This is a genomic window from Leclercia sp. GHBNCSD (genome assembly GCF_055805075.1).
This window is the reverse complement of sequence record NZ_JBQVYO010000001.1, coordinates 4,006,313-4,028,958: the sequence shown is the minus strand read 5'-3', so window position 1 is coordinate 4,028,958 and position 22,646 is coordinate 4,006,313. Positions and strand designations below refer to the sequence as shown.

Here is a 22,646-nt window from a genome sequence, read left to right as displayed (position 1 = left end):
CATTCCATGAATTTAATTAAGAGGATCTGAGGTATAGGGGTATTCACAGGATCCAGCATGGTTGCCCTGAACAGGCGTAATATCAGTATTTTTCATTTCGCTATAGGGCCGTATTATCTCCATATCCGTAAGAGGAATATTGAAAATGCACCCACGGCTAATTTCCACTCCAGAGACCATTCTTCGTGGCGTGTCTTTATGGCGTTTTGATTGCAGTACATAGGAAATGATGAACTGCCCTTTTTCCGGAAAATGATAGAAAGAGGGAGGAAGGCATAACTGACCCTTTTCTACCCTGAGGGGTGGGAGAAAGATAATTTTCTTTTCACGTGGTAGCGTCCCGCGCGGATTAATAGCAATATTTACCGGTTGATAATCCTCTGCATCCGGTATATCAAAACAGATATCTCCTCCTCTTGTACTGACTGTTGTTTCTTCGTCGAATCGCCATCGGTCTCCAGGACAACCAGTAAGCACAGGGAGACAGAATAATAAAAAAAAGGCTGAAAAATAATGTTGCCGGATCATGCTTACCATGGAAACCCCCGCAACGTATTTTCATACTGCTTCTCAAGCACCGGCTCACTGATATTCCCATCAAGTGTAATGACATGATGATCCCGGAGCCCACACCATTTTGTGTATCCCTCCGAAAGCAGAATAAAATGGTCAGAGATAATCTGTGCCTGCTGTTCCATAGAATATTCACTTAAGAGTCGTCCATCCAAAACATAACGATAACTCACCGCCCAACTCACCAGTCCCCGACCGATGACATTCATTCCCTTTTCCCGCTGCCAGACATGAACCATTTCATGAATAAACATATGTTTATAGAAAGGAACACTGAGCGAATAATCTTCCCGGTAATGCTCACGGAAATAAATTTCTCCATTTGGTGCCATAGCCGTATTTTTGTTCTGTAGCCCAAAGGGAAGATAGCTGTCATGATGGATCCAAACCTTATGATACGGGATCGTCGATCTGAATACCGACTTCGCCAGTTCAACTTCCCCTGTCGTCAGTAACCGCAGTGAGCCTTCTTTCTCTTCTTTTTGCTCAGTTTTCTTTTTTTTATCATGGATAGTCATCACTCACTTCCCTGCCGTAGCTCAATCACAATCCCCTCCTCTTCATCCCAGCCAAGGATCAGGTGCCGTGGCTTTTGCCCCACCGCCATATGCGTTAGCAATTGCTGGCTCAGCACCGGCAGTATCTGCTGGTTAAGCAGGCTGTCGATATTGCGCGCCCCGGTATCCGGCAGCAGGCAGGCGGCGGTCAGCGCGTCGTACAGGCTTTCGCCTATCTCCGTCGTCATTCCGTAGTGTCGTTGCAGACGTGAGCTCACCTGTGCCAGCTTCATACCGACGATGCTGCGCATTGCGGCTTGTGCCAGCGGACGGTAAATCACGGTCTGGAAACGCGCCAGCAATGCGGGCTGGAAGTGGTCGCGCAGCAACGGGCGCAGCAGTTCGTGCAGGTCACCTTCGGTGGCTTCCGGCTGCTCTTCCAGCATCTGCATGATAGGGTCGCTGCCGAGGTTGGAAGTCATCAAAATCACCGTGTTACGGAAGTCGATTTCCCGCCCCTCGCCGTCGCGCATAAAACCGCGGTCAAAGACCTGATAGAACAGGTTCATCACGTCCCGGTGCGCCTTTTCCACTTCGTCCAGCAGCACCACGCTGTATGGACGCTTGCGTACCGCTTCGGTGAGGATGCCGCCCTGGCCGTAGCCGACGTAGCCCGGAGGCGCCCCCTTGAGCTGGGAGACGGTGTGCGGCTCCTGGTATTCGGAGAGATTGATGGTGATAAGGGATTTCTCGCCGCCGAACAGTTCATCGGCAAGCGCCAGCGCGGTTTCGGTTTTGCCGGTGCCGCTTGGACCGGTCAGCAGGAACACACCCTGCGGGCCATTCTCCGGCGCAAGCCCGGTTTTTGAGGCGCGCAGGCGCTGCGCAATAGCGTTCAGCGCGGCATCCTGGCCCACCACACGTTTGCTCAGACTGGCTTCCAGACTCAGCAGTTCCGTCTGCTCATCCTTCATTAATGAAGAGAGCGGCACGCCGGTCCAGTCGGCAATGACGGTGGCGACAGTACGCGTGTCCACGTCCAGCCCAAGCAACGGGTTACCCTGCTGAACTTCTCTCAGTTGCTGTTGCAGGTCGGCAATCTCCGCCTGACGCGAGATATCCGCGCGGCAGGCGAGCAGTTCTTCTGTGAGTTTCAGCTCCTGGCCGTACTGCGTTTCCAGCGCGTCGAGCTGCAGGATAATGTTGATTTCGTCCTGTTCGATGGCGGCCAGGCGCTCTCCATGGGTGGCGTGACCCACCGCCATATCCTCCAGCAGGGCCTGCTTTTCCATCGCCAGGGCCGTGAGCTGCGCCTTCATCCGGGTTAGCGGTTCCGGCACAGTGTCAAGGCTCATGCGAATACGCGCCGAGGCGGTGTCCAGCAGGTCCACCGCCTTGTCCGGCAGCTGACGGCCGGTGAGGTAACGCCTGGAGAGGATAACGGCGGCTCTAACGGCTTCATCCGTAATGTGCACCCCGTGGTGATGCGCATAGCGGGATTTTAGCCCCCGGAGCATCAGGCAGGCGGTGTCGTCGTCCGGCTCGTCAACCTTAACCATCTGGAAGCGGCGCTCCAGGGCAGCATCGCGTTCGAAGTACTGCTTGTACTCGCTCCAGGTGGTGGCGGCGATGGTGCGCAGTTCACCGCGGGCCAGGGCCGGTTTCAGCAGGTTGGCTGCATCCGCCCCGCCCGCCTGATTGCCTGCGCCGATAATGGTGTGGGCCTCGTCAATGAAAAGGAGAACCGGCAGTGGCGATTGCTGCACCGCGTCTATGATGTTTTTCAGCCGCTGTTCGAACTCACCCTTCACACCTGCACCCGCCTGCAGCAGGCCAAGGTCAAGGGTGCGCACCGAAACAGGTTTAAGCGCATCCGGCACATTGCCTTCCGCAATGCGCAGCGCCAGCCCCTCCACCAGCGCGGTCTTGCCGACACCCGGCTCGCCTACCAGAATCGGGTTGTTCTTGCGGCGTCTTGAGAGAATGTCCACCATCTGGCGGATTTCATTATCCCGGCCAAACACCGGGTCGATTTTACCCTCGCGAGCGCGGGCGGTGACGTCGAGGGTGAACTTATCCAACGCGTTCTGCAGGGCCGGATTCAGTTCCCCTTCTTTTACTCCGGCATCAACCGGCCGGCCGATAAATTCCACCTCACCGCCCTGCGTCATCTCAGCCTCCTGCTGCACCTCCGGTCGCTCGTCCGACTGCGCATCCAGCAATGGACGTAAACGCTCCAGCTGACTCTGGGCCAGCGTTAACAGCGGCCACAGACCATCGCAGCGGGCCAGACTCTGTTTTTCCACCAGCGCCATCAGCAGGTGAATGCTGCGAATGTGCTCCTCCCCTGCCAGCGAGGCGCGCAGCCAGGCATCCTGCATTAACAACTGCACCGCGTCCGAAAGCTGCGGACGGCTGCGCACTGAGCGCGGCAGTGAATCCATGAACACCAGCAAATCCTGCCAGATGGCGTCCATATCCCATTCATAGCGCCGCGCCAGTACCGTCAGATCGCCCTCGCCCTGCTCCAGCAGTTTCAGCAGCCAGTGCTCAGGCAAGATTTCCGCATGGGCCCGGGTCTGGCACAGGGAGGCAGCGCCCTCCATCGCACGGGCACAATAAGGATTAAGACGACGTAACAGGATGGCTGGATTTTCCATGAGATTCTCTCTTTATCAGTTCCGGACACGCTACCGCCCGTCGCTTTTCCTCATTTAAGGAACCCAAAGCGCATTCGGTCAGGCTGGCAGATTGTTTTTTTCTTTGCTGAATACCCGGAGGACCAGGTACTCAGCAAAAAAAGCAGACGGAGAACCGTCTGCTCAGGAAATCAGGCAGTAGCGCGTTCATTCCAGGAATCGGAATGAATGATGTTGCCGTCTTTATAGGTCCAGGTGATTTTTTCGTAGCGCAGCTCAATCTGTTCCAGATGGTTGTGTTTCTCTTTGGAGGGATCCTTGATGTCGTGCATCAGCGGGTTGACCTTCACCACCTTCACGTTCTCTAGTTTCGTGTTGAAGTACTCCACTTCCTGACCCGCATCGTTGATTTTGTACCACTTGAATTCCGCAGACTTCAGGGTCTGACCGGTGGTCACCGCCTTGTACAGGTACGGGCTGGAGGAGTCGATTTCCTTGGTGAACAGGAACGGGGTGTGGATACGCGTGCCGGTCAGCTTGCCGGTGTTATTGTCGGTCGGGATGTACAGATTGTGCTCCTGCGCGACCACCTCGATGCTGCCTTCACGGTCCTTCACGTCTACGGAACCTTTAATGTCCGCGCCGCCGTCATCCTTCAGCCACAGATAAACTGGAATTGCCATGTTAATTACTCCATTTCATTTTTTGATACGTCATCATCCTGAGATGACGCAGGGGTGTTGCCCGGTAACTGACAGGCATTTGCCTGCGGTACCAGACTGATTTCGACACGGCGATTAAGCGCGCGGCCTTCTGTCGTGTCGTTGGTGGCGACGGGTCGGCTTTCGCCGTAGCCCTGCACCGCAAAACAGCTCTCCGGCACGTCGCCGGTGTCGCGCATCCAGTCGCGAACAGATTCGGCGCGTTTCAAGGAAAGCGACTGGTTGGATTTTTCATCACCCACGCTGTCGGTATGGCCCGCCACCACGATAAGCCAGCCGGGCTTCGCCTTAATCCCGACCAGGGAGTTCACCAGTAGCCTGGTAGATCCGGGTTTCAGCGCCCATTTGCCGGTGTCAAAGAGAGACATACTGTCGAGGCGGATGGTCTGCGGCCCCTGCACTATTTTCTTTATCACCGGACGTGGCGGTGGCGGCGGCGCCCAGTCATTAATGGCCGCTTCCACAAGTGGTATCAGATGCATGCCCTGGTACAGTCCCAACCCGTAGCGCGGCGGTTCACCGCGACGCTGCCAGTCATCCAGCTGGTGGCTGTCGGCGCGAAGACGGTGTTGCGCCTGCTGTTTTGGCGCGACTGGCGTGCCGCTGAGGCGGTGATAAACGGCAAGATGGTCCCCGACGCTACGCACAAGGCGCTGGTTGTTAATAAAAGACGCCAGCATCGCCAGTACGATGAACACAAAACAGATACCAGCTGCCAGACCTATATCCTGCATTCGGCGGCTGATGCCCTGACGGTGCGGCAAATACGGTAGAAGAACATCCGGGAGGGAGAGAACCTCCGGCACAGGCTTAGGAACGCAAGCCGGAGAGAGCGTGGTGGTTTCCGTTATCTGTTGCTGCCAGAGATTGTTCGCAACGGCGGTGACTGGCGCCAGGCAGATACCGGCGGCACAGAGTTTCAAAGCCGGCAGCTCTCCCTGTCGGCTCCCGAGCGGACGGATCACATGACGCTCAGTCAGGGCCAGCACGCTGTCCAGCCAGAGCGCCTGACAGAAGCGCGAGGTGTTGTCTGACGCCTCCCGCTGCCAGTCATCAACCGGGAGCGGGACATGGTTGTTCTGCCGTACCCGGATACCCGGTAAGTCCGGTGTCACGGTAAACCAGCTCCCGTTTTCAGGAGACCCACCGTCCGGCGGTGATACCCAAACCACACTCCATACGGGTGGCAGTCCGTTCAGCCAGCCCCGGCACTGCGCAATGCTCCGTCGCCAGCCCGTCAGGGACTGCGCCAGTGTCTCTTCCGCATTGTGCTGTTCCGGTGTCACCGCCAGCAGTACGGAGACCTGTGGCACCAGTGCCGGGCGCATGGTAGACAGGCGCTGCGCCAGCAACGGCAGTTGTTCTATACTCTCTGCCCGCAGATACCAGCCCTGACGCGTTTCACGATATACCGTTTCCGCAGGAAACAGGGAAGCGGTATCACCACAGACCACTATCACCGCACCCTTAAACTCTTCCGGCGGCAGGAGGTTCTCTTCAGGATGTGGGCTGACTTCATTATCGTGCTGAAACCGTCGCCATTGACTCCACAGCATCGCAACGCAAATCAATGAAATACCGAGGCAAAATGCAAACCGGCTTCCACGGGAAAGTGGCCAGTAACCCATCACCAGCCACAGCGCCAGAACTGTTGCAAACATGGTCAGCAACACACGGGGAAATTCACGCATCCCTTATCCCCGCCCGGCTATTTGCGACACCATCTGCGCCAGCACAGAGGAGAGCGTCAGCCACAACGCCGCCAGCACCACAATGCCTGCCGCCCAACCGAGCCAGTAAATCCAGCGTCCGCTACGCAGGCCGGATGCCCTGACAATAACAGGCGCGTCCTGCGTAAGAGTAAACGGCGGAACCCGCTCGCTGAGCGCGCGCACCACATCCTCACGCCTTTCATCGTCCTGCGCCCGGTACTGACCGACAAAGCCCAGTTGCAGAGTGCGGTACAGGCAGGTCAGCACCGCCACGTCCGGCGCGGGCTCGCGCAGGATGGTCCGAATACGTTCCCACAGTTCTTCACCCGCATTCAGGGTGCTGAAAAAACGGGCCTGCAGCGGGTCCTTCCGCCATTTACGATAACCATCATCCTGTTTATCGCGGTTGAGCACGCTTTCATCAAGCAGAGCGCAGTAGGCATACAGCATCCGCTCACTGCTCGTTTCACTGTACCCGGCCTGCGCCAGAGACTCACGGGCATCGTTCACCCACCGGCAAGCGCGGCGGTAGAGCGCTTCGCCGTCCTTGATTTCCTGACCACTACGTAATTGACTGACCATCAGCCAGCCAGGATAAAAAGTTCTATTTATCAATTCGGTATCAGAGGTATTCATGAGCCCAGCACCGCAAACAGTTCAAGTTTTATCTCACCCAGCGATTCGGGTGTATAGAAGGTGCAGTTGCCTGCCTCCAGCATGGCGCGGGCCGCATCTGTGGACAGATCCAGCGCAAAATACTGGTTCTCAAGACGCAGCGGTATCGCCGCAGGGACGTGACTCAGCGGTTTAATCACCATTCCGCTCAGGGCGATATTCACCACCTCGGAAACATCATCGTGGCTACCAGCTTTACAAAGCTGCGGGAAGCGGGTCTGCAGTTCGTGGTTTGGCATGGAAGAGCGCACGGAGAGATAAAAATCCGCTCCTTCACGCAATCGCGCATCGAGCAGCTTGCCACGCCAGATCTCCCTGTCATCGCCCTGCTCCAGCGCGATAGCAACAACCCGCGACGGCAAACTGGCCTCAAGAAGTTTGTCCAACAGGGTAAACAGCGGCGGAAAGACTTGTTCTGGCGCATCATGCCGGTAAAGCGGAATATCGTCAGCGTTATGCTCAAGTGAAAAGGTCAGCAGACTGCCCGCCAGCCTCGCCAGCTCCCGGTACAACAGTTCAGGATGACGAGACGGTGACTGGTGCAACTCTGTCAGTACGGGTTCGGTACTGTTCAGGGCATGAAGTAGCCAGAACAGCGACACATCCGCCACGGCAAAGTCCGCCATCCGCTCATTACTTTCGCGTCGCATTGCCATCAGTCGCTTACGTCGGGCCGACAGGCGGTGCAGAAGATCCCTGAGATCACCGTTTAGCACGGGACTGGCATCCAGCGACAGCAGCGGCGGGATAAAGCTGGGATCGCGCACCCACTGTCCCTGGGCGTTGCGGATCAGCCTCGCCACCGGGCAGGTCAGATAAGCGCTGTTTTCCTGGGTGGACAGCCGCAGCGTCATCGAATGACGCAGTACAGCCAGATCGCTGCGCTCATGTCCGGCAAGCTCCTGTACCGTCACCCGTTCTGCCTGCCAGCGGCGCGGACGGGCACTGTCGCGCCCGTCATCCAGATTACCGCCGTTCGCGCTGAGCAATGGCAGGCACAGCAGCACCTCCATACTCTCCTGCACCACCGCGGATATATCACAGACCGGTGGCAGGTTATCCGCGAGATCCGTGTCGACCAGCGTCCCGTCAGCAAAGCGTACGATCAGACGGGTGGCATTGAGCCGGGAAAGCGCCAGTGCGCTGTCGTCAAACTCAGCGCACAGCACACCCCAGGGGTGCGCCAGCGCCATTCGTGCAACAGTATCTGCAACGTGTGCATCCCAGCGGGCCTGCTGCTGAAACTGTTGGGGGGCCAGGAAAGCCCCGTCGCTCCACAGCGGACGATAAATTTTCATCCCTGCTCCCGCCTTATGCTTTCGCTTTCGGCATCTGGCTCACCAGCGACAGATTCACGTCCATACCTTCCACCTGGAAGTGTGGTACGGCGTACAGTCGCACGCGGAAGAAGCCCGGGTTGTCCTCAATGTCTTCCACCACCACTTTTGCGTCGCGCAGCGGGTGAGAAGCCTGCAGTTCATCGCCCGGATCGGTCATTTCAGTGACCAGACCTTTCACCCAGGTGTTGAGCTCAAGCTCCAGCAGACGGCGATCTTTCGTGGTCCCGATGTTTTCGCGCTGAATCAGCTTCAGATAGTGGGCAATGCGTGACAACAGGAAGATGTACGGCAGGCGCGCGTTGATGCGGCTGTTGGCCGTCGCATCGGCAGTATCGTACAGGGCCGGTTTCTGGGCTGAGTTCGCCGAGAAGAAGCAGGCGTAGTCGCGGTTTTTGTAGTACGACAACGGGATGAAACCGAGATTCGCAAACTCAAATTCGCGGGTCTCCGGGATCATCACCTCAGACGGGATCTTCACCTGGTTGCCGGTGCCGAGATCGTACAGGTGGATCGGCAGATCTTTCACCGCCCCGCCCGCCTGCGGACCACGGATCTGCACGCACCAGCCGTTGTTGATAAAGCTCTTCACCATGTTGGAGGCGAAGGAGAATGACGCGCTGGTCCACAGGTATTTTTCGTGATCCGGGCCTTTCACCTGCTCAACGTAGTTGAAGCTGCGCACCGGTACGGTGTCCGGACCATACGGCAGACGCCCCAGCACCCGCGGCATGACCAGGCCAATATAGCGGGCGTCGTCGGTGTCGCGGAACGATTTCCACTTGATGTACTCGGCGCGGTCGAAGTAGTTGCCGATATCTTTGATCGCAGCCACCTCTTCCATCGACTCTTTCAGGAAGAACTTCGGACCGACGGAGCCGATAAACGGCATATGCGCTGCGGCAGATACTTTGGAGATGTTGCGTAGTAGCGCCACGTCCTGCGGGCTGGCGTCAAACTCATAAGCCGATATCACCGAGCCAATCGGTTCACCGCCCGGGGTGTCGTATTCAGCTGTATAGGTGTGCCAGTAAAGCCCGCTCTGAATGAGCTCCGGTGCGTCTTCAAAGTCCTGGCGCAGAGCGTCTTTTGAAACATCCAGAATTTCGGTTTTCACATTCTGGCGATAGTCTGTGTTATCCACCAGCTGCTTCAGGCCACGCCACAGGGATTCCACTTTCTGGAATTCGGTATGGTGCATCACCGCATCGAGCTGGCGGCTGATCTGAAAATCAAGTTCTGCGATATGGTGGTCAATCAACGTTTTGTCGAGCTTTTCCACCTGTTGTCCGGAACGGCGGATGCACTCCATAAACACCTGCATCGCCGCAGTCAGACGTTCACCTGCTGACGCATCAGCCAGCGCGGCGTCATCCAGAAACGTATTAATATCGCCCAGGCTGGAGGCTGGGGTCAGATTGATTTTTTCAAACAGAGAGGCGTAAACACCCTCTTTTTCCAGTACAGTCGTTTGCCCCTGAGCAGAGCCATTTTCAGTATTTAAAGACATCAGCATATTCCCGGTTAATCCATTAAAAGAGACTTCCACACATTATTTCGGGGCAAGCGCACTCATTTCGTCACGTAACTCCTGAGTTAGCGCCGGATCCTTAAGAATTTTCTCGAGCTCTTTTCTGAAAGTGGCGTTATCCAGCAGGTTAGATTTGAGGTCGCGTAATAAATTACGCATGGCCAGCATCGCGCGAAGTTGAGGAATTTGACGGGCAACCTGTTCTGGTTCGAAATCCTTCATGGAGGAAAACTGCAGGCGGATGTTTTCTTCACCGTCGCCAGAAAGCGTATTCTGTACGGCCAGATTAATCTCGGGGTTAAACTCTGCAAGTACGCTATCGAAGTTGTTTTTATTGATGTTTATTTTTTCCCGCTCCGATAACATGCGGGTCTCCTTACCGTTACTGAAATCGCCAACAGTAAGAATTTTAAGGGGTAATTCAACTTTCTTCTGTGCGCCTCCTGTGTGTAAAGCCAATTTTAAATTTATTCGTGCCTTAGGCACTTCATTCTGAAACGAATCAGCCATAGCGGTCCCTTTTCCTTAAGGAATAGTTGTCGAGTAAAACCACGTTTATTAACGGACAGATAGTAGAACAAAAAATTACACTGGATCAACTAACTATTAATCCAAAGCGAGACTTTACACATACTCTTGTCCTCAATTCGATTAGCAAGTACTGATATCTGACCTGCACATATTTAAAGGAGAATTCTCACGTAAATAAACAGAAGCGAATACATAACAAATATGCATATTATATTTATTTTAAATGATATATATAAATTAAATTAACTCAAACCATGAATTAATGATAATTACGCGTGAGAGCGAAAAAAATGGCGCCTCAATCAGCGCCATTTACAAGGTGGGCAATATTCATCGCACGAAACGCCACATACAGAGCATACACCGCCCATCCGGTAATCTTCGGGCAATTTTGCCGTACCATACGCCCTTCGGCGTTAAGGCCTTCTTTCGGTGTTCAGGACCCAAAGCGAACAGGCGTGGTGATTAATTACACAGACTCTGGCCGTATCACTCCCGTCACATCAGTCCTGTTCAATGACCGAAAGCACGATTTTCCCCTGAATATGTCCTCGAGCCGCCCGCTCATGCGCTTGTTGCGCGTGCGCAAGCGGGAACGTACTGTCGACAGCTACCTGAATCACCCCCTTATCCATCAATTCGGCAAGCTGGGCGAGCTGTGCGCCGTTGGATCGCACCTGGGTAGCCGAGACGACAACGCCCAACTGCCGGGCCTCGTCAGCGCCTGAAAATCCCAGAGGATAAATCGGAAACAGCGCGCCGCCGCGCCTGAGAGCGCGCAAGAAGCGGCTTGCTGAAGGGCCGCCAACCGCATCGATGACGAGATCTGCATTGCGTACTACATCTTCGGCAGCCTGTTTCGTGTAATCAATAAATTCATCAGCGCCCAGGTTAAGCAGAAACATTTCATGTTCACCGGAGGCCACCGCGATAACATGCGCGCCCTGCCATTTCGCCAGTTGTAAGGCGAAATGGCCGACACCGCCTGCCGCGCCGTTAACCAGAACGGTTTGTCCCGCCAGCGGCACCGGCTTATGCGGGGTTGCCTGTAGCGGATTGGGCACATCATGCCCTTGATCAATCATAAATTGCCATGCGGTCAGCAGCGACATGGGTGCGGCAGCGGCGTGGATATGGTCAAGACGACGAGGTTTACGCGCCACCTCCGTTGCCGCTACGCTGACATATTCGGCATAGGCCCGGCTACCGCCAGCCGCCCCGTCGGGGAAGCGCACCATCGAATAGACTTCATCCCCGACAGAGAACGCCGTGACGTTGTCGCCCACCGCAACGATCACCCCCGAAATATCCGTTCCCAGGATCACGGGGAAAGTGACTTTGGGTTGCCATTCCGGCGGCAACATTCGGTAGCCATCGCGAAGATACCAGTCAGGAGGATTGAGGCCGACCGCATACACGCGGACAAGCACTTCGTTGGGCTGAAGATCTGGCACAGGAACCTCTTCATAGCGAAGTACCTCCGGCCCACCGAACGCGTACTGCTGCACTGCCTTCATCACTTTAATCGACATGGCTTTCTCCTCGGACGTAAATGCGGTATATTTAACGGAGCACTGCTCCGAATATATGGAGCACTGTTCCGCTTGTCAAGGAGACACCATGCGAGCCGATGCGAGAAAAAACTACGACCACCTGATTGCCGTCGCGCGCGACGTCTTTATTGAGCAAGGCGCCGATGCGTCATTGCGCGACATTGCCCGCAGAGCCGAAGTCGGCCTGGGTACACTCTACCGCCACTTCCCGAGCCGCGAAGCGTTGCTTGAAGTCCTGCTGCGTTCAAGCTTTGATGCACTGGCGACCAGAGCCGAAGCCCTTCAGACCAGGGCCGATTCAGCCGAAGCCCTGACGTTGTGGTTGCAAGAGATTATCGCCTTCACCTATGAACATCGTGGCGTTATTGAGCCGATGATGAGCGCCATCGAAGATCCCGATTCCGCGCTCCACACATCGTGCGTCGCCCTTCGCGCTGCCGGGGCAGCGCTCCTTGCCCGCGCTCAGGCCGATGGTAAGGCGCGGGCTAATCTTGATGGTGCGGAATTGTTTGATCTGATTGCTGCGCTGGCCTGGCTGCGTGGACATCCCTCGCACGCTCCCCGCGCCGAACGGATTTTCAGCGTGATTGCAGATGCTATCCTGGTGACAAAAACAGCCAACGCTACAGATAAAAAATGACTTCAATGAGCGCCGATGCCATTCAGAAACAGATCAACCAGATGGGTAATGCGCGGTTCAGGCTCATTATCCTGCTCAGTCGCAGTTAAAATCGCGGTGGCCACAAACACGATATCGTCAAAGGTACCTTTCCCCCTGACCGTCTGAGTATCCCCGGTACGCGCCAGTGCGGTGAAGAACACACCGATCTTTCGTTCGCTTAATGCCCGTTCTTTTGGACGAGGCTATCACGCATTTCTTCGTAAAGGGGGAGAAACTGGCGCTGCAAGTCGCGCCAGCTCTGGGTTTAGCGATGGTATCCTGCCGTCAGCAGGATGTCAGTACGCGTCAGTGCTTCACGATATACATCGTGCGGCTATACGCCACATCTTCCGGGTTGTTAATCGGATAGCCTTTCACCCACGGCTTGATTAACCGCCCGTTGGTGTACTGGTAGATCGGCGCAATCGGGGCTTTTTCCGCAATGATTTTTTCTGCGGTATTGTAATCCGCATTGCGGGCCTGCTCGGTGGTCTCCAGGGATGCCTGGTTAATCACCTTGTCATACGCCGGATCGTTGAAACGCGAGATGTTGCCAGTATGCGTTGAGGTCAGCAGGGAGAGGAAGGTCGAGGGCTCATTGTAGTCACCTACCCAGGAGGCGCGGATCACGTCAAAGTTGCCGGTATTACGGCTGTCGATATAGGTTTTCCACTCCTGGTTCTGCAACTTCACATCGACACCCAGGTTCTTTTTCCACATTGACGCCACCGCGATAGCAATCTTCTGGTGGTTCTCTGAGGTGTTATACAGCAGCGTCAGCTTCAGCGGTTTCTGCGCATTGTAGCCAGCCGCCTGCAACAGCGTTTTGGCCTGCGCGTTCATCTCTTCCTGGCTCATCTGCTCAAAAGGCGATTTCTCCGGCGTAAATCCTGCGGTCACGTCCGGGGTGAAGTGCCAGGCAGGTTTTTCGCCGGTACCCAGTACTTTTTCAGCCATGATGCGCCGGTCGATAGTCATGCTGAGCGCCAGACGCACTCTCGCATCCGCAGTCGGGCCTTTTTGGGTATTAAAGGCATAATAGTAGGTGCCCAGCTGCGGCGGGGTATAGACCTGGCCCGGGATCTCTTTCATTAACTTCTGGTAGAGGTTTTTCGGGAACGATTCGGTGATGTCGATATCATCTGCCAGATAGCGCTTGGTGGCTGAGGACTCCTGGTTGATCGGGATAAAGGTCACTTTCTGCAGAACGGTTTTGTCGTTATCCCAGTAATGGCTGTTACGCTCAACCACCAGCTTCTCGTTGACCACCCGGTCTTTGAGGATATACGCACCGTTACCTACCAGCGCCCCAGGACGAGTCCACTCCGGGCTGCTCTCCACATTCGCTTTTTGTACCGGATAGAAGGCGAAGCTCGCCGTCAGATTGGCAAACCACGGCAGGGGTTTATCGAGCTGCACGCGCAGGGTTCGGTTATCCACTGCCGTTACGCCCAGTTTATCCGGCGTTGCCTTACCGTCGATGATCGCCTGCGCGTTCACGATCCCGGCCAGGGCCGCAAACCAGGCGAAAGGCGAGGTCGTTTTGGGATCAACCAGACGCTGCCAGCTGTAGACAAAATCCTGGGCAGTGACGGGGGTGCCATCAGACCATTGCGCGTTCTCGCGCAGGGTGAAAGTCCAGACGCGGTTATCATTACTCTGCCAGCGGGTCGCCACGCCTGGCACCAGTTCGCCCTTTTCATTCTGATTCACGAGACCCTCGAACAGATCGCGGATCACCTGAATTTCAGGCAGACCCACCGCTTTAGCGGGATCAAGCGAGGCAGGTTCATCTTTGATATGACGCACCAGCTCCTGTTTGGATGCCAGCGTTGTCCCGGGGGGAACATCCGCCGCGAAGGCGTAAGAAGAGAGGCCACACAACAATAAGGCAGAACAGATCAACGAAACCGGATGCTTCATGAGATCCCCTTTAAAATGATGGGTAACGAGCAGATGGGTAATTATTTGTTTCGGAACAGTGAAATGCAAACAACTTCCGCCGGAAAGTTGATATCTGCCGGTTTTACCTTCTGGCTGAAACTATTTGATTAACCGTGTTTTTTGCACAACACTGCCAGTAATACAATCTGATTCAGGAACCTCTATGTCACTTACCCGCCCAAGAACGGAACGTGGCGCTTTCCCGCCCGGGACCGAACATTATGGCCGCTCATACCTCGGCGCCCCCTTAATCTGGTTCCCTGCCCCGCAGGCCGATCGCAACAGCGGCCTGATCATTGCCGGAACCCACGGAGATGAAAATTCTTCGATTGTGACCCTCTCCTGCGCCCTGCGTACCCTTTCCCCTCCGCTGCGCCGCCACCATGTGGTATTAACCGTTAACCCGGACGGCTGTCAGTTGGGTTTACGCGCCAATGCCCGTGGTGTGGATTTAAACCGTAACTTCCCGGCGGCCAACTGGCGGGAAGGCGAGACAGTCTACCGTTGGAACAGCTCCGCCGAAGATCGCGATGTGGTGTTGCTGACGGGCGACAAGCCCGGTTCAGAGCCAGAAACCCAGGCGCTGTGTCATCTGATCCACAAACTGCATCCGGCCTGGGTTGTCTCGTTTCACGATCCGCTGGCCTGCATTGAAGATCCCGCCCACACGGCTCTTGGGCGCTGGCTGGCAGATGCCTTTTCACTGCCGCTGGTCACCAGCGTCGGCTATGAGACGCCAGGCTCATTCGGCAGCTGGTGTGCCGATTTAAGCCTGCACTGCATCACCGCTGAATTCCCGCCGATCTCCTCCGACGAGGCCAGCGAGAAGTACCTGAAAGCGATGACCGATCTGTTGCGCTGGGAACCTCAGAGATGAACAACGCCGGTGCTGTAGTGCAGCGCCGGAGAGACATCCACGGCAAGCCAGGTAGGGCCGTCGAGATCGGCAAATTTCACCTCATTCGCCAGCGGCAGTGCGGCACCAATCGCTCGCGAGGTGCAGAGCATACAGCCGAGCATCAGGGCAAAACCGCGCCGACGTGCCTCGGCGGCCAGCGCCAGCGCTTCGGTGATACCGCCGGTTTTATCCAGCTTAATATTCACCATATCGTAGCGTCCCTGCAGGGCCGTGAGACTTTCCCGGGTATGGCAACTCTCATCGGCGCAGATGGGCAGCGGATGAATAAAGTTCGCCAGCGCGGCATCTTCCCCTGCGGGCAAAGGCTGTTCGAGCATGGCGACGTTCAGATCCGCCAGCAGCTGGCAGCGGGCAGCCAGTCCTTCGCTGTGCCAGGATTCGTTGGCGTCGACGATAAGCGTCGCCTGCGGCACGGCCCCGCGAATGGCGACCATCCGCTCGCTGATCAGACGATCGTCCAGCTTCACTTTCAACAGGCGCGCCCCGGCGTCATAGAGCGCTTTGGCGCTGGCGGCCATCTGAGCAGGCTCACCGATCACCACTGTTTGCGCGGTGACCACCGTTTGCGGCAGGGTCGTGCCCGCCAGCGTCGCCAGAGAGATCCCTTGCTGACGCGCGGCTAAATCCCACAGCGCGCAGTCCACCGCGTTACGTGCGGCACCGGCAGGGAGTAACCGCTGTAGCGCTTCCCGGGTAAGGCCGCGCTCCAGTTCAGGCGCCAGCGCCATGATCTGCGCCATTACCGAGGCGATGCTTTCGCCATACCGGGGATAAGGCGTACACTCCCCCACCCCTTTGACGCCCTCTTCTTCTATTTCTACCACCACCACACTGGCCTCGCTCCGGGTCCCCCGGGAGATCACAAACGGCGTATGCAGTGGCCAGGCTTCTTCGTAAACCTTGAGGGTTCTCATCACTCACTCCTGTATAGCGGCTTCGCGCAAATAGGGTTTGCTGTGCTATCGGCTGATGACATACACTAACGACGACGTTAACTATATGTAAACAGGAAGATAACTATGTCACAACTCGTTCATTTCCAGGGCAACCCGGTTTCTGTTGCAGGATCCATTCCTCAGAAAGGCAGCAAAGCGCAGGCGTTTACGCTCGTGGCAAAAGATCTGTCTGACGTCGTGCTGAGCCAGTTTGCCGGCAAGCGTAAAGTGCTGAACATTTTCCCAAGCATTGATACCGGCGTGTGCGCCGCGTCTGTGCGTAAATTCAACCAGCTGGCGACCGAAGTGGACAACACCGTTGTGCTGTGCATCTCAGCCGACCTGCCGTTCGCTCAGTCCCGTTTCTGCGGTGCTGAAGGTCTGAGCAACGTTATCACTCTCTCTACCCTGCGCAACCCGGAATTCCTGGAGCAATATGGCGTGGGCATCTCTGAAGGCGCACTGAAAGGTCTGGCGGCGCGTGCCGTTGTGGTGATCGACGAAAACGACACCGTCGTGTTCAGCCACCTGGTGAATGAAATCACCACCGAGCCAGATTACGCTGCCGCGCTGGAATCACTGAAGGCGTAACGGCAAAAATGACATGAGCCTGTACAGCATCGGCTCATGTCATTCATCTGACAAGTTCTCATATACCTCGTCACGTTCCTTCCGATACTCTACTGGCGTACACCCCATCTCCCGACGATAAACAGAATACATATACTGAAGTGACGTAAAACCGCTCTGCATAGCCACATCGGCATAACTCAGCTGCGTCTCTCGCAGCAAATTTTTTGAGCGATCGAGTCTGAAGCTCAGTAATTCGTCGTGCAACGTCTTTCCGAGGGTACGCATAAAGTGCATGTCGAGGGTCGCGCGGGAACAGCCTACGTGCTCTGCAACCTGGGCGGCCTTGATCCCCTGGGCGCCGAACTGACGGATGAAGTAGCGGGCGCGTAAAATATAGGTATTCATTATAACGCTATGCCGGGTAGACGCCTGGGCATTCACCCCTTCAGGCCCGACCATGACATGTTTTTCACGCAGCGGTGTGCCCGTCAGCTGCCGGTGCAGCATCTCCGCGGCGGTGCGTCCCATCTGATGAGTACCCTGCGCAACCGAACTGATGGCGATGCGACTAAGGCTGCGCAGCAACGGATCATCATCTATGCCGATAATAGCGATCTCTTCCGGCACGGCATAACCCGCGATGGAACACGCCTGCAGCACTTGTCTGGCGCGTGAGTCCGTCACGGCGATGATACCAACAGGCTTAGGTAGCGTCCCCAACCACCGGGCCAGATCCTCAAGGATGTTTTGCCACACCAGGGCGTGTGTCGGAATGCCTTCAAAGATCTCGGCCTGATGTCCGTCCGCCTCTACAAACTGGCGAAAGGCGTTTGCCCGTTCCACTGCCCAGGGGTTCATAATTGTCGGCTCGATGGAGTAACAGGCAAAGCGTGGCAGGCCCATGTCGATGAGATGTTGATACGCCTGCCTCACCAGCTCAACGTTATCCGACGCCACGTAAGGAAGAGAGCGGATCGTTGGGCTGCTCAGTTGCCAGGAGCCGCCAATCCCCACCACCGGCACCTCTACCTTCGTCAGTAGCGATGTCAACAGAGGATCGTCGAAATCCGCAATGACGCCATCCCCTTTCCATTCGAGCAGGCTGGCCGGGGATGAGCGGAAATCCTCTTCCAGCAGGAAATCCCAGTGGATGCGGGTCGATTTCATGTACTCGCATATTCCTTCAATGATACTCCTGCCATAGCGCCCTTTGGCTTTCAGCATCAGTGCCACCCGAAACATGTCATGCTTTCGCGACGCCATAGCGTGATCCCTGAACATAGAGAGAAACATCACCCTATCATAAGCCGATCAATGTCAGTAAAGATATTACTGCCCTTAACCTCATATTATTAAAGAATAATTTAACCATTTAGAAAAATCATAAACCGGTTTTGCAGCAGAGTTATGCCAGGCTGTTTTCCGTTCCTGAAGTGCAAAAAAATAAAAAACCTCTGGAGGAAATGTCTCTGCTATGAAATTGCAAATAAACGGAAAAACTCTTTTCCTGTCGCTGACGTTGCTCTTACTGGTTGTCACGCATGAATCGTTCAACCAGGTCCGCGCAGCAGTCAGCCCGGAAAATAACAGCGTGGCCGCTAAACCGCGGGTGATTGTCTCAACGGACATCGGCGGGACCGATTTTGACGATTACCAGTCGCTGGTCCACCTGCTGCTGTACGCAGATGCGATGGAGCTCGAAGGCCTGCTCTCCTCGCCGTGGGGGCCGGTAAGAAACCGTGCGACGGAAATCCTGAAGACAATCGATCGATATGAACAGGATTATCCGAATCTGAAAAGCTGGTCCAGTGATTACCCGACCCCGGATTACCTGCGCTCCATTACCCGACAAGGCGGGATGGATTCCGCGCCGCCCGAAGGCTTTAGTCAGCCCACTGATGCCTCAAAACTGATCATTGAAGCGGCAAAACGCCCCGATCCCCGACCGCTGTGGATCCTGATCTGGGGAGGCATTGACGACCTGGCGCAGGCGCTGCACGACGACCCAACCATCAAGCAAAAAATTCGCGTCTACTATATCGGTGGCCCGAACAAGAAGTGGTCAACCTCCGCATACAATTATATTGTTCGCCATCACCCGGACCTGCACATCATTGAAAACAATTCCACCTATCGGGGCTGGTTCACGGGAGGCGATCAAACCAACGGTCTCGACGGCGCGACCTTTGTGGCTACGCATGTAAAAGGCCACGGCGCGCTGGGCGATTTCTTTAATTCTTACGGAGAGGGTCAATTAAAGATGGGCGATACGCCGTCGGTGGCATATATCCTTGGGCCCAATCCCGACGATCCTCAACAAGAAAGCAAAGGCGGTGGACGGTTTGTGCGGGCATGGGATCGCCCCCTGTACACCTTCAACGGCAGGCCAACCGCCTCCGACGTGGTGGAAACCTATGGCCTGGTTGAGCTGATCGTTCATCCCAAAGGGCAGGCGCCGGCGGGGACCACCGCAAATCTGGTCGTGCCTGCCTCCGGGAGCAAAAGCGATCGTTTCCCGGGCTTTGCAGCAGCTGACGGGACGTGGCACTTCCGTTTCGTCCCAAAAGCATCCCAGACGTGGAAGTACACCATTGAATCCAACTGGGCCGGCCTGCAAGACCCGGTTGGAGGTAGCTTTACCTCAACGTCCCCAGCTGCTTTCCGGGCCACGCAGCCCTCTGGCCGCTATCCAAACTGGTGGACCGACAATCCCGATCCCGCTTTAAGCGAGGATGTGCCACCTTTTGGCCCGCAGCAGGGTATCAAAACCATTAATCAGTGGCGCGCGACCTACCTGGCTGACTTTGCTTCTCGTATCGAACGGCTGAAGCCACCAACACCTGATGTAAAAGAGAGCAAACAACGTCTGTTCGTGTTAACCGATATCGGTGACGATCCCGATGACCAGATGTCAATGGTGCGCCTGATGACCTACGCTAACCAGGTGAACATTGAAGGTCTTGTCGCCACCTCTACCGGCAAAAATAAAGATCAGGTAGAACCACAGCGCATCATCGATATCATTAAAGGTTACGGATTAGTCCGCGACAATCTGGAAAAACATGAGCCCGGATTTCCGCTTGCGGACGATCTGCTTAAGGTCGTGGCTCAGGGCTTGCCAGTCCACAATATGGCCGCGGTGGGTGAAGGCAAAGACTCGACAGGATCGGAACTGCTCATTAAGGCCGTTGACCGTCAGGACGATCGTCCATTATGGGTGACGGTCTGGGGTGGTCCGAATGTGCTTGCGCAGGCGCTATGGAAAGTACGTCAAACCCGTACGCCTGAAGAGCTTGAAAAGTTTGTTTCCAGACTTCGCGTCTACGCCATCTCCGATCAGGACGACAGCGGTCCCTGGATCCGCAAAATGTTCCCGTCACTGTTTTACATCGTCTCCCCGGGGCAAAACGCCGGGGGCGGTTTTCACCACGCCACCTGGATTGGCATCGGCGGTGACTATTTCCATGGCCGTTTCGCCGGGGCAGATTATCAGCTGGTAACCAACGAATGGCTGGATAAAAATGTGCGCAGCAAAGGCCCCTTAGGGGCAGAGTACCCGCGCTGGAAGTTTATGATGGAGGGGGACACGCCATCATTTTTGAATCTGATTCATAATGGTTTGTCCGATCCTGAACATCCTGACTGGGGTGGCTGGGGCGGTCGTTACGAGCTCTATACACCGCATAAAGAGCGTTGGTTTATGGCTCAGGAGACGCGACCGATTTGGACCAATGCGCAGGATGAAGTGCTGGGCTTTGATAATCGCTGGCACACCACTAACCATGCGACAATCTGGCGCTGGCGTGGGGCTTATCAAAATGACTTTGCCGCCCGAATGGACTGGACCATCAAGCCCTACAGTGAGGCCAATCATCCCCCGGTACCAAAACTCGATCACCCTGCCACCCTGACGGTGAAAAAAGGGCAACGGGTGGAGCTCAGCGCAATGGGCTCCACCGATCCCGACGGTGATGCCCTCTCCTATGAATGGTTTGTCTATGCAGAGGCGGGAACGCGCGTATTATCAAATGCGGCCACCGGGGTCATGTTAGACATTAAAAACGCTGACCAGCCAAAGGCCTGGTTCGATGTCACCGATGCCCGGGTGATGCCTCCGGGAACAGGTACGATGCATATCATTCTGGCCGTGACCGATCATGGCACGCCGCGCTTAACCCGCTACAAGCGCGTGATTGTCAATGTAGTGCCATAACCCCTCAAGCGGCGGGCCTGATGCCTGCCGCTTCACTTATGTACTGACAGGCGCTACTCGTCACCTTTCTTCTGACTCAGACCATACTCGCGCAGCTTGTTGGCGATGGCGGTGTGAGACACGCCCAACCGTTTCGCCAGCTTACGGGTGCTGGGATAGTTACGATACAACTGCGTCAGCACCGAGCGTTCAAAGCGGCTGGTAATGTCGTCCAGCGATCCTTCCATCGCCTCTTCGCCTACCGCCACCGTTCCGGCATCGTAATCCGGCAATAAAATATCCTGCGGCCGCAGCTCATAGCCTTCTAGCTGGGTCAGGGCACGATAGATCGCATTTTTCAGCTGACGAATATTCCCCGGCCAGCCGTAACGGGTAAGAACCGTATTCAGATCGGCTGAAAACTTCGGTCTTGGGATACCCTGCTCATCGGCAAAGCGCGCCACAAACAGCTCGGTCAACGGCATGATGTCCTGGGGGCAATCGCGCAGCGGCGGAATATTGAGGGTCAGAACGTTCAGGCGATAATAGAGATCTTCCCGGAACATCCCCTTCTGCACCAGTTCCACCAGGTTCTTCTGGGTGGCGCAGATGACGCGCACATCCACATGCACCTCATGATCTTCTCCCACCCGGCGGAAGGTGCCGTCATTGAGGAAACGCAGCAGTTTGGCCTGCATCCGCGGCGACATCTCGCCAATTTCATCCAGCAGCACCGAGCCGCCGTTGGCCTGCTCAAAGAAGCCTTTTTTGCCTTCCGGCGCGTGGCCAAACAGCTCGCTTTCAACGGCATCTTCCGGAATAGAAGCGCAGTTCAGGGCAAGATAAGGTTTGCTCGCCCGCGGCCCCGCCTGATGCACCGCATGGGCCAGCAGATCTTTGCCGGTACCGGTGTCGCCGGTGATCAGCAGCGGTGCGGCAAGGTTTGCCAGCTTGCGCGCCTGCTCCACCACGTGGCGCATTTTCGGGCTGACGGCAATAATCTGGCTGAAGGCGCCCGTATCCTGGCTCGACAGGTTTTGCAGTTGACGTCCCATACGGACCGTTGAGCGCAGCATGATCACTGAACCGGTCAGGGTTCTGTCGTCGTTGTCGCCCTGCAGATAGACCGGGGTGAGCTCCATCAGGAAATTTTGTCCGTTAATAACCACATGCTCGCTGTGAGTCGAGCGCGGGTTGCTCTCCAGCCAGCGCTGGAAATTGAAGCCGGGGATCAGCTGGGCGGCGTTGTGGTTGCTCAGTTTCTCCGGCTCCAGGGCAAACAGCTGGCAGCTCGCCTGATTAGCCCGATCGATTTTGCCTTTCAGATCCAGGGATAAAAAGGGTTCGGGCATCGCTTCCAGCAGCGCGCTGAGGGCCAGGTGCTCGCGCTCGGAGGGCATCCACGGCACGGTGCGCACATCCGTAACGCCAGCGATACGGCGGATTTCAGCCATTAAGCTGCTGAATGTTTCGAAAGCAATTTCAGCAAAATTCAGGTAAATCTTCCCGATTGGGTCAATCTCAATTCCACGCAGGTCAATACTCCGCAAAACAAGGAGATCGAGCAGCTCGCGAGTCAGGCCGAGACGGTCCTTACAAAACACTTCCAGACGCATGGGAAAATCACTCTATAAGCCATTAACCCTGAAATG

19 protein-coding genes are annotated in these 22,646 nt (G+C 55.8%); 4 read left to right on the top strand and 15 right to left on the bottom strand.

Annotation, left to right across the window (positions count from 1 at the left end; translation table 11 throughout):
* Nucleotides 1-12: 12 nt before the first annotated feature.
* The 10 genes from ACT3IC_RS19285 to ACT3IC_RS19240 all read right to left on the bottom strand — a co-directional run bounded on the left by ACT3IC_RS19285 (nt 13) and on the right by ACT3IC_RS19240 (nt 11,749).
* Complete coding sequence (locus ACT3IC_RS19285) at nt 13-537, bottom strand: putative T6SS immunity periplasmic lipoprotein (protein ID WP_199184420.1); 525 nt, start codon at nt 535-537, stop codon at nt 13-15.
* A complete protein-coding gene (locus tag ACT3IC_RS19280; protein WP_214422077.1) occupies nt 531-1,091 on the bottom strand; it encodes a type IV secretion protein Rhs in 561 nt (186 codons plus the stop codon). The genes ACT3IC_RS19285 and ACT3IC_RS19280 overlap by 7 nt, the downstream gene beginning before the upstream one ends.
* Entirely contained in the window at nt 1,091-3,730 is a 2,640-nt protein-coding gene (gene tssH / locus ACT3IC_RS19275; protein ID WP_473478653.1) for a type VI secretion system ATPase TssH, read from the bottom strand. The genes ACT3IC_RS19280 and tssH overlap by 1 nt, the downstream gene beginning before the upstream one ends.
* A gap of 170 nt (nt 3,731-3,900) precedes the next feature.
* Nucleotides 3,901-4,392, bottom strand: coding sequence for a type VI secretion system effector Hcp (gene hcp, locus ACT3IC_RS19270; protein ID WP_103179849.1), 492 nt, complete (start codon nt 4,390-4,392; stop codon nt 3,901-3,903).
* Nucleotides 4,393-4,397: 5 nt separating this feature from the next.
* Entirely contained in the window at nt 4,398-6,122 is a 1,725-nt protein-coding gene (locus ACT3IC_RS19265) for an OmpA family protein (RefSeq protein ID WP_159339425.1), read from the bottom strand.
* A 3-nt stretch (nt 6,123-6,125) separates the two neighbouring features.
* On the bottom strand, nt 6,126-6,779 hold the full coding sequence (tssL, locus tag ACT3IC_RS19260; protein ID WP_159339426.1) for a type VI secretion system protein TssL, short form: 654 nt from the start codon (nt 6,777-6,779) through the stop codon (nt 6,126-6,128).
* Complete coding sequence (tssK, locus tag ACT3IC_RS19255) at nt 6,776-8,116, bottom strand: type VI secretion system baseplate subunit TssK (protein WP_473478649.1); 1,341 nt, start codon at nt 8,114-8,116, stop codon at nt 6,776-6,778. Before tssK ends, tssL begins: the two co-directional genes overlap by 4 nt.
* A gap of 13 nt (nt 8,117-8,129) precedes the next feature.
* Nucleotides 8,130-9,665, bottom strand: a complete 1,536-nt coding sequence (gene tssC, locus ACT3IC_RS19250) for a type VI secretion system contractile sheath large subunit (protein ID WP_290561715.1) — start codon at nt 9,663-9,665, stop codon at nt 8,130-8,132.
* Between the two features lie 42 nt (nt 9,666-9,707).
* Nucleotides 9,708-10,196: a type VI secretion system contractile sheath small subunit gene (gene tssB, locus ACT3IC_RS19245; RefSeq protein WP_103179853.1), complete on the bottom strand. Its 489-nt coding sequence runs from the start codon at nt 10,194-10,196 to the stop codon at nt 9,708-9,710.
* A gap of 524 nt (nt 10,197-10,720) precedes the next feature.
* Nucleotides 10,721-11,749, bottom strand: coding sequence for an NADP-dependent oxidoreductase (locus ACT3IC_RS19240; protein WP_159339429.1), 1,029 nt, complete (start codon nt 11,747-11,749; stop codon nt 10,721-10,723).
* Nucleotides 11,750-11,837: 88 nt separating this feature from the next.
* Between ACT3IC_RS19240 and ACT3IC_RS19235 the strand changes: the two genes are divergently transcribed.
* The gene (locus ACT3IC_RS19235) at nt 11,838-12,410 is read left to right on the top strand and encodes a TetR/AcrR family transcriptional regulator (RefSeq protein WP_103179855.1); all 573 of its coding nucleotides are present in this window, start codon (nt 11,838-11,840) and stop codon (nt 12,408-12,410) included.
* A 2-nt stretch (nt 12,411-12,412) separates the two neighbouring features.
* On the opposite strand, the gene ACT3IC_RS19230 is transcribed toward ACT3IC_RS19235, so the two are convergent.
* Nucleotides 12,413-12,592: a hypothetical protein gene (locus tag ACT3IC_RS19230; protein WP_103179856.1), complete on the bottom strand. Its 180-nt coding sequence runs from the start codon at nt 12,590-12,592 to the stop codon at nt 12,413-12,415.
* Between the two features lie 145 nt (nt 12,593-12,737).
* Nucleotides 12,738-14,354: a peptide ABC transporter substrate-binding protein gene (locus tag ACT3IC_RS19225; protein ID WP_159339430.1), complete on the bottom strand. Its 1,617-nt coding sequence runs from the start codon at nt 14,352-14,354 to the stop codon at nt 12,738-12,740.
* Between the two features lie 184 nt (nt 14,355-14,538).
* On the opposite strand from ACT3IC_RS19225, the gene mpaA reads away from it, so the two are divergent.
* Nucleotides 14,539-15,252: a murein tripeptide amidase MpaA gene (gene mpaA, locus ACT3IC_RS19220; RefSeq protein ID WP_103179858.1), complete on the top strand. Its 714-nt coding sequence runs from the start codon at nt 14,539-14,541 to the stop codon at nt 15,250-15,252.
* Here the strand turns inward: mpaA and ycjG are convergent.
* The gene (ycjG, locus tag ACT3IC_RS19215; RefSeq protein ID WP_103179859.1) at nt 15,243-16,208 is read right to left on the bottom strand and encodes an L-Ala-D/L-Glu epimerase; all 966 of its coding nucleotides are present in this window, start codon (nt 16,206-16,208) and stop codon (nt 15,243-15,245) included. The two genes, mpaA and ycjG, sit on opposite strands and share 10 nt — an antisense overlap.
* A 105-nt stretch (nt 16,209-16,313) precedes the next feature.
* Here ycjG and tpx point away from each other — a divergent pair, with 105 nt between their 5' ends.
* Nucleotides 16,314-16,820, top strand: a complete 507-nt coding sequence (tpx, locus tag ACT3IC_RS19210; RefSeq protein WP_103179860.1) for a thiol peroxidase — start codon at nt 16,314-16,316, stop codon at nt 16,818-16,820.
* Between the two features lie 39 nt (nt 16,821-16,859).
* On the opposite strand, the gene ACT3IC_RS19205 is transcribed toward tpx, so the two are convergent.
* Entirely contained in the window at nt 16,860-18,065 is a 1,206-nt protein-coding gene (locus ACT3IC_RS19205; RefSeq protein WP_290561714.1) for a XylR family transcriptional regulator, read from the bottom strand.
* Between the two features lie 211 nt (nt 18,066-18,276).
* On the opposite strand from ACT3IC_RS19205, the gene ACT3IC_RS19200 reads away from it, so the two are divergent.
* Nucleotides 18,277-21,015, top strand: coding sequence for a nucleoside hydrolase-like domain-containing protein (locus ACT3IC_RS19200; RefSeq protein WP_201304729.1), 2,739 nt, complete (start codon nt 18,277-18,279; stop codon nt 21,013-21,015).
* Nucleotides 21,016-21,068: 53 nt separating this feature from the next.
* Here the strand turns inward: ACT3IC_RS19200 and tyrR are convergent, their stop codons facing one another.
* Nucleotides 21,069-22,610, bottom strand: a complete 1,542-nt coding sequence (gene tyrR, locus ACT3IC_RS19195; RefSeq protein ID WP_103179861.1) for a transcriptional regulator TyrR — start codon at nt 22,608-22,610, stop codon at nt 21,069-21,071.
* Nucleotides 22,611-22,646 lie beyond the last annotated feature (36 nt).

Bases quoted from the DNA above. Each gene is read 5' to 3' on its own strand.
- ACT3IC_RS19285 (WP_199184420.1), bottom strand. From the start codon at position 537: ATGGTAAGCATGATCCGGCAACATTATTTTTCAGCCTTTTTTTTATTA.
- ACT3IC_RS19280 (WP_214422077.1), bottom strand. From the start codon at position 1,091: ATGACTATCCATGATAAAAAAAAGAAAACTGAGCAAAAAGAAGAGAAA.
- tssH (WP_473478653.1), bottom strand. From the start codon at position 3,730: ATGGAAAATCCAGCCATCCTGTTACGTCGTCTTAATCCTTATTGTGCC.
- hcp (WP_103179849.1), bottom strand. From the start codon at position 4,392: ATGGCAATTCCAGTTTATCTGTGGCTGAAGGATGACGGCGGCGCGGAC.
- ACT3IC_RS19265 (WP_159339425.1), bottom strand. From the start codon at position 6,122: ATGCGTGAATTTCCCCGTGTGTTGCTGACCATGTTTGCAACAGTTCTG.
- tssL (WP_159339426.1), bottom strand. From the start codon at position 6,779: ATGAATACCTCTGATACCGAATTGATAAATAGAACTTTTTATCCTGGC.
- tssK (WP_473478649.1), bottom strand. From the start codon at position 8,116: ATGAAAATTTATCGTCCGCTGTGGAGCGACGGGGCTTTCCTGGCCCCC.
- tssC (WP_290561715.1), bottom strand. From the start codon at position 9,665: ATGTCTTTAAATACTGAAAATGGCTCTGCTCAGGGGCAAACGACTGTA.
- tssB (WP_103179853.1), bottom strand. From the start codon at position 10,196: ATGGCTGATTCGTTTCAGAATGAAGTGCCTAAGGCACGAATAAATTTA.
- ACT3IC_RS19240 (WP_159339429.1), bottom strand. From the start codon at position 11,749: ATGTCGATTAAAGTGATGAAGGCAGTGCAGCAGTACGCGTTCGGTGGG.
- ACT3IC_RS19235 (WP_103179855.1), top strand. From the start codon at position 11,838: ATGCGAGCCGATGCGAGAAAAAACTACGACCACCTGATTGCCGTCGCG.
- ACT3IC_RS19225 (WP_159339430.1), bottom strand. From the start codon at position 14,354: ATGAAGCATCCGGTTTCGTTGATCTGTTCTGCCTTATTGTTGTGTGGC.
- mpaA (WP_103179858.1), top strand. From the start codon at position 14,539: ATGTCACTTACCCGCCCAAGAACGGAACGTGGCGCTTTCCCGCCCGGG.
- ycjG (WP_103179859.1), bottom strand. From the start codon at position 16,208: ATGAGAACCCTCAAGGTTTACGAAGAAGCCTGGCCACTGCATACGCCG.
- tpx (WP_103179860.1), top strand. From the start codon at position 16,314: ATGTCACAACTCGTTCATTTCCAGGGCAACCCGGTTTCTGTTGCAGGA.
- ACT3IC_RS19205 (WP_290561714.1), bottom strand. From the start codon at position 18,065: ATGGCGTCGCGAAAGCATGACATGTTTCGGGTGGCACTGATGCTGAAA.
- ACT3IC_RS19200 (WP_201304729.1), top strand. From the start codon at position 18,277: ATGAAATTGCAAATAAACGGAAAAACTCTTTTCCTGTCGCTGACGTTG.
- tyrR (WP_103179861.1), bottom strand. From the start codon at position 22,610: ATGCGTCTGGAAGTGTTTTGTAAGGACCGTCTCGGCCTGACTCGCGAG.